Raw genomic sequence first — 6,200 nt, 5'->3', positions numbered from 1 at the left:
GTCAAACGCATGCTCAAGACGGTGCAACTCGTCAATGCCTTCGAAGAGCAAATGGTGGCCCTTTCGGACGATCAATTGCGTGCCAAGACCAGCGAGTTCAAGGCCCGTATCGCCAAAGGGGAGTCCCTCGACAAACTGCTGCCAGAAGCCTTTGCGGTCGCCCGCGAAGCCGGCAAGCGTGTCATGGGCATGCGCCACTTCGATGTCCAGCTGATCGGCGGCATGACCTTGCATGAAGGCATGATCGCGGAAATGCGTACCGGTGAAGGCAAGACCCTGGTGGCAACACTGGGCGTTTACCTCAACGCGCTGTCCGGCAACGGCGTGCACGTTGTGACGGTGAACGACTACCTGGCCCGCCGTGACGCCAACTGGATGCGCCCGCTGTATGAATTCCTCGGCATGACAGTCGGCGTGGTCACGCCGTTCCAGCCGCCGGAAGAGAAGCGCGCTGCCTACGCCGCCGACATCACCTACGGCACCAACAACGAATTCGGTTTCGATTACCTGCGCGACAACATGGCGTTCAGCATGGAAGAAAAATTCCAGCGCGAACTCAATTTTGCCGTGATCGACGAAGTCGACTCCATCCTCATCGACGAAGCCCGTACGCCGCTGATCATCTCCGGTCAGGCCGAGGACAGCTCCAAGCTATACATCGAGGTCAACAAACTGATCCCGACGCTTGAGTTGCACATCGAAGAAGTCGAAGGCGAAGTCACCAAGGCCGGCCACTACACCGTTGACGAGAAGACCCGCCAGGTCGAACTCAACGAAGCCGGTCACCAGTTCGTCGAAGAAACGCTGACCCGCATCGGCCTGCTGGCTGAAGGCGAGAGCCTGTACTCGGCGCATAACCTGAGCCTGCTGACTCACGTTTACGCCGGCCTGCGCGCGCACAAGCTGTTCCATCGCAACGTCGAATACATCGTGCAGGACGGTCAGGTCGTACTGGTCGACGAGCACACCGGCCGCACCATGCCGGGTCGCCGCTTGTCCGAAGGCCTGCACCAGGCCATCGAAGCCAAGGAAAACCTGAACATCCAGGCCGAAAGCCAGACATTGGCGTCGACCACCTTCCAGAACTACTTCCGTCTGTACAACAAGCTGTCCGGCATGACCGGTACGGCCGACACCGAAGCGTTCGAGTTCCACCAGATCTATGGCCTGCAGGTCATGGTGATTCCACCGAACAAGCCGCTGGCCCGTAAAGACTACAACGACCTGGTGTTCCTGACCGCCGACGAGAAATACGCGRCAATCGTGGCCGATATCAAGGAAAGCATGGCCGCTGGTCGTCCGGTGCTGGTGGGTACTGCCACCATCGAAACCTCCGAGCACATGTCCAGCCTGCTCGTGAAGGAAGGCATCGAACACAAGGTTCTGAACGCCAAGTTCCACGAAAAGGAAGCCGAGATCATTGCCCAGGCCGGTCGCCCGGGCGCACTGACCATCGCCACCAACATGGCCGGTCGTGGTACCGACATCCTCTTGGGCGGTAACTGGGAAGTGGAAGTGGCTTCCCTGGAAAACCCGACCCCTGAGCAGATTGCCCAGATCAAGGCCGACTGGCAGAAGCGTCACCAGCAAGTGCTCGAATCGGGCGGTTTGCAGGTGATTGCATCCGAGCGTCACGAATCGCGCCGTATCGACAACCAGCTACGTGGTCGTGCCGGTCGTCAGGGCGACGCCGGTTCCAGCCGTTTCTACCTGTCGCTGGAAGACAGCCTGATGCGCATCTTCGCCTCTGACCGGGTGAAGAACTTCATGAAGGCCCTGGGCATGCAGCCTGGCGAAGCGATCGAACACCGTATGGTGACCAACGCCATCGAAAAGGCCCAGCGCAAGGTCGAAGGTCGTAACTTCGACATTCGTAAACAACTGCTCGAGTTCGACGACGTCAACAACGAACAGCGTAAAGTGATCTATCACATGCGTAACACGTTGCTGGCCGCCGACAACATCGGTGAGACCATCGCTGACTTCCGTCAGGACGTGCTCAACGCCACCGTCAGCGCACACATTCCTCCGCAATCGCTGCCTGAACAGTGGGACGTGGCCGGTCTGGAAGCTGCGTTGCAGAGCGATTTCGGTGTGACGCTGCCGATCCAGCAATGGCTCGACGAAGACGATCACCTGTACGAAGAAACCCTGCGCGAGAAGCTCATGAACGAGCTCGTCGCGGCGTACAACGAGAAAGAAGACCAGGCGGGCGCCGAAGCGCTGCGCTCCTTCGAGAAACAAATCGTTCTGCGCGTACTGGACGACCTGTGGAAAGACCACCTGTCGACCATGGACCACCTGCGTCACGGTATCCACTTGCGTGGTTATGCCCAGAAGAATCCGAAGCAGGAATACAAGCGCGAGTCGTTCACCCTGTTCTCCGAATTGCTGGATTCGATCAAGCGCGACTCGATCCGTGTGCTGTCCCATGTTCAGGTTCGCCGCGAAGACCCGATCGAAGAAGAGCAGCGCCTGCGTCAGGAAGCCGAGGCATTGGCCGCTCGCATGCAGTTCCTGCATGAAGAAGCTCCAGGCCTTGAGCAGCCGGAAGTGTTGGGCGAAGAGATCGATGTTGCTCTCGCTGCTGCACCGGTTCGCAACGAGCAGAAGCTGGGTCGTAACGAGCTGTGCTATTGCGGTTCGGGCAAGAAGTTCAAGCATTGTCACGGGCAGATTCAGTAAAACCCGTTTCAAACGCTGAAATACCCGCGCCGCGACCGGCTTCTGCCGTCGCGGCGTTTTACCATTCGAACCACCGTTCTGCTGAAACGGTGCTGACATCATTTATAAAGGAGCGCATTCATGGCTGTTGGTCTTGGTCCTTTGCCAACGTTGCACCCGGTTGCCGGTTTTGAACTCGGTATCGCCTCGGCCGGCATCAAGCGCCCGGGGCGCAAGGATGTTGTGGTCATGCGCTGTGTTGAAGGCTCCACGGTTGCCGGCGTGTTCACCTTGAACGCCTTTTGCGCCGCGCCGGTGATCCTGGCCAAGCAACGCGTACAAGGTCCTGTGCGCTACCTGCTGACCAACACAGGCAATGCCAACGCCGGCACCGGCGAACCAGGCCTGGCCGCGGCCGAGCGCACTTGCGCGAAACTGGCCGAATTGACCGGCGTCGATGCCAGCCAGGTGCTGCCGTACTCCACCGGTGTGATCGGCGAGCCGTTGCCAGTGGAGAAAATCGAAGGTGCGCTGCAAGCTGCCCTTGATGATCTGTCGATCCACAACTGGGAAGCTGCCGCCACCGGCATCATGACGACTGACACCCTGCCAAAAGGTGCCAGCCGTCAGTTCCAGCACGACGGTGTGACCGTCACCGTTACCGGTATCAGCAAAGGCGCCGGCATGATTCGCCCGAACATGGCGACCATGCTCGGCTACATCGCCACTGACGCCAAGGTTTCCCGCGACGTGTTGCAAAACCTGATGCTGGATGGCGCCAACAAATCGTTCAACCGCATCACCATCGATGGTGATACGTCGACCAATGACTGCTGCATGCTGATCGCCACGGGTCAGGCGGCGTTGCCGGAAATCACCCGCGCCGAAGGCGAGTTGTTCGCCAAGTTGAAGCAGGCGGTGTTCGAAGTGTGCATGGACGTGGCCCAGGCCATCGTGCGTGACGGCGAAGGCGCGACCAAGTTCGTGACTGTTGAAGTCAATGGCGGCGGCAATCACCAGGAGTGCCTGGACGTCGGTTACACCGTGGCTCACTCGCCGCTGATCAAGACTGCATTGTTTGCGTCCGACCCGAACTGGGGACGTATCCTGGCCGCTGTCGGCCGTGCCGGCGTTCCGAACCTGGATGTGAGCAAGATCGACGTATTCCTTGGCGAAGTGTGCATTGCCAGCCGTGGCGCGCGCGCGGCGACCTACACCGAAGCCCAGGGCGCGGCGGTGATGCAGCAGGAAGAAATCACCATCCGCATCGAGTTGGGTCGTGGCGATTGCAGCGAAACCATCTGGACCACCGACCTGTCCCACGAATATGTGAAGATCAACGCCGAGTACCGTACTTGATCTCTCGTTAGATCGAGTCGCTGCTATCGCGAGCAAGCTCGCTCCCACAGGGATTTTTGGTGCTCACACTCTTTGTGTTTCACCTTCACCACTGTGGGAGCGAGCTTGCTCGCGATGGCGGTCTGTCAGTCGCTAGCTAGACTGGCCTGTCCCCCCATCAAAAGGTCCCGAACATGAGCCTGCACCTGATCATCGGCGACAAACTGCTTTCTTCCTGGTCCCTGCGCGGCGCCCTGGCTCTCGACCTGACCGGCGCGGCCTACACCGAAGAACTGATCAAGCTGAACCAGCCGGACACCCGCGAGCGTCTGCTCAAGCATTCGCYGACTGGCAAGGTCCCGCTGCTGAAAACCGAACACGGTACCATCGCCGATTCCCTGGCGATTGCCGAATACCTGGCAGAACAGTTCCCGTCCGCAAGCCTCTGGCCGAAAGACATCGCCGCCCGTGCTCAGGCGCGTTCGGCGTGTGCGCAGATGCACAGCGGGTTCTTCGCCATGCGCGGCAATATGCCATTTGACCTGAGCCATGACGCCCCTTTGTCGCCGGTTCCGGCTGAGGTTCAGGTCGACATCGAACGCATGTCGGCGCTGTGGGCCGAGTGCCGTGCCGCCGCGACAGAAACCGGGCCGTACCTGTTTGGTCATATCAGTCTGGCTGACGTGTTCTTTGCACCGATTGCCGTGCGCCTGCGCACCTATCAGGTGAAACTGTCTGCCATAGACGAGGCCTACGTCGAAACCCTCTACCAATGGCCGGCGTTCAAGGCCTGGCAGAAGGCCGGACTGGAGGAGTTGCAAAAGTGAAACGAGTCCATGTCGCCGCCGCCGTCATCCGCGATGGCAGTGGCCAAATCCTCATCGCCCGTCGTGCCGACGCACAGCACCAGGGCGGCCTGTGGGAGTTTCCCGGGGGCAAGGTCGAGGCCGGCGAGTCGGTCGAAACCGCACTGGCCCGCGAACTCCATGAAGAGCTGGGCATCGTGGTCGGCGCGGCGCGCCCGCTGATCAAGATTCGGCACGATTACCCGGACAAACAGGTGTTGCTGGATGTCTGGGAGGTTTCGGCGTTTACCGGCGAGCCCCACGGTGCCGAGGGACAACCGCTGGCCTGGGTTACACCTCGTGATTTGTCGAATTACGAGTTCCCGGAGGCCAATCAGCCGATCGTCGCGGCCGCGAAATTACCCGCTCAGTACCTGATCACGCCGCAAGACCTGGAAACCCCCGCGTTGCTGCGTGGTATTCAGAAGGCCATTGCCGGCGGCATCAAGCTGATCCAGTTGCGTGCACCGAACGGTTACGATCCGAAATATCGCGACCTGGCTGTCGATGCGGTGGGCCTGTGTGCCGGCAAGGCGCAGTTGATGATCAAAGGGCCGTTCGAATGGCTGGGCGACTTCCCGTCCGCGGGTTGGCACATTACCTCGGCGCAGCTGCGCAAATACGCAGCGGCTGGCCGACCGCTCCCAGCGTCGCGCTGGCTGGCGGCCTCGTGCCATAACGCTGAAGAGCTGGCGCTGGCCGAACAGATGGGGGTGGACTTTGTGACCCTGTCGCCGGTTCAACCTACCCTGACTCACCCAGGCGCCGGGCCGTTGGGTTGGGAGCAGGCGTCGAGCTTGATCGATGGCTTCAGCAAGCCGGTGTTCCTGCTCGGAGGTGTTGGCCCGGCGCAGCTTCAGCAAGCCTGGGAAGCTGGTGCGCAAGGTGTCGCGGGGATTCGGGCGTTTTGGCCTGAGAGTTAATTCTTTAGCGAGCCTACTGGCCTCATCGCGAGCARGCTCGCTCCCACAGTGGATTTGTGGCGYTCACAAAACTTGTGGGAGCGAGCTTGCTCGCGATGAGGGCCTGACAGGCACCGGCTAAACCTCAGGTTTCGCCGCAGGCTGCCAAAGAATCTCGGCAATTCCCTGACGCTTGGCAATCAGCCGCGCCGCAACAAACAACAGATCCGACAACCGATTGATATACGCCAGGCCAACCCCGGCCAACGGCTCAATCGCATTGAGTTGCTGACACCGCCGCTCTGCGCTGCGCGCCAGGCTGCGGCAGACATGGGCCTGGGCAATCAGCGCCGAACCGCCGGGCAAAATGAAGTTTTCCAGCGGTCCCAACTCTTCATTCCACACATCGATCGCGGCTTCCAGGCGTTCGATTTCCGCTGCATTCAACGCC

5 protein-coding genes are annotated in these 6,200 nt (G+C 60.2%); 4 read left to right on the top strand and 1 reads right to left on the bottom strand.

Annotation, left to right across the window (positions count from 1 at the left end; genetic code table 11):
• The 4 genes from secA to ACXRVY_RS14530 form a co-directional block, all read left to right on the top strand.
• On the top strand, positions 1-2,685 hold a 2,685-nt coding region (gene secA / locus ACXRVY_RS14545; protein WP_458237638.1), incomplete at its 5' end, for a preprotein translocase subunit SecA.
• A gap of 120 nt (positions 2,686-2,805) precedes the next feature.
• On the top strand, positions 2,806-4,023 hold the full coding sequence (gene argJ / locus ACXRVY_RS14540; protein WP_223459509.1) for a bifunctional glutamate N-acetyltransferase/amino-acid acetyltransferase ArgJ: 1,218 nt from the start codon (positions 2,806-2,808) through the stop codon (positions 4,021-4,023).
• Between the two features lie 173 nt (positions 4,024-4,196).
• On the top strand, positions 4,197-4,829 hold the full coding sequence (locus ACXRVY_RS14535; protein WP_458237637.1) for a glutathione S-transferase family protein: 633 nt from the start codon (positions 4,197-4,199) through the stop codon (positions 4,827-4,829).
• Positions 4,826-5,770, top strand: a complete 945-nt coding sequence (locus ACXRVY_RS14530; protein ID WP_223459505.1) for a Nudix family hydrolase — start codon at positions 4,826-4,828, stop codon at positions 5,768-5,770. Before ACXRVY_RS14535 ends, ACXRVY_RS14530 begins: the two co-directional genes overlap by 4 nt.
• Before the next feature lie 117 nt (positions 5,771-5,887).
• Here ACXRVY_RS14530 and ACXRVY_RS14525 read toward each other — a convergent pair.
• Positions 5,888-6,200, bottom strand: a 313-nt coding sequence (locus ACXRVY_RS14525) for an ATP:cob(I)alamin adenosyltransferase (protein ID WP_458237636.1), incomplete at its 5' end; no start/stop codon positions are given.

The organism is Pseudomonas sp. P5_A2_2, from assembly GCF_054177685.1.
The sequence above is the reverse complement of the archived record's forward strand: the minus strand, read 5'-3'. Positions and strand labels throughout refer to the sequence as shown.

What these genes read in the sequence shown, in the direction of transcription:
- argJ (WP_223459509.1), top strand. Translation starts at nt 2,806, where the DNA reads ATGGCTGTTGGTCTTGGTCCTTTGCCAACGTTGCACCCGGTTGCCGGT.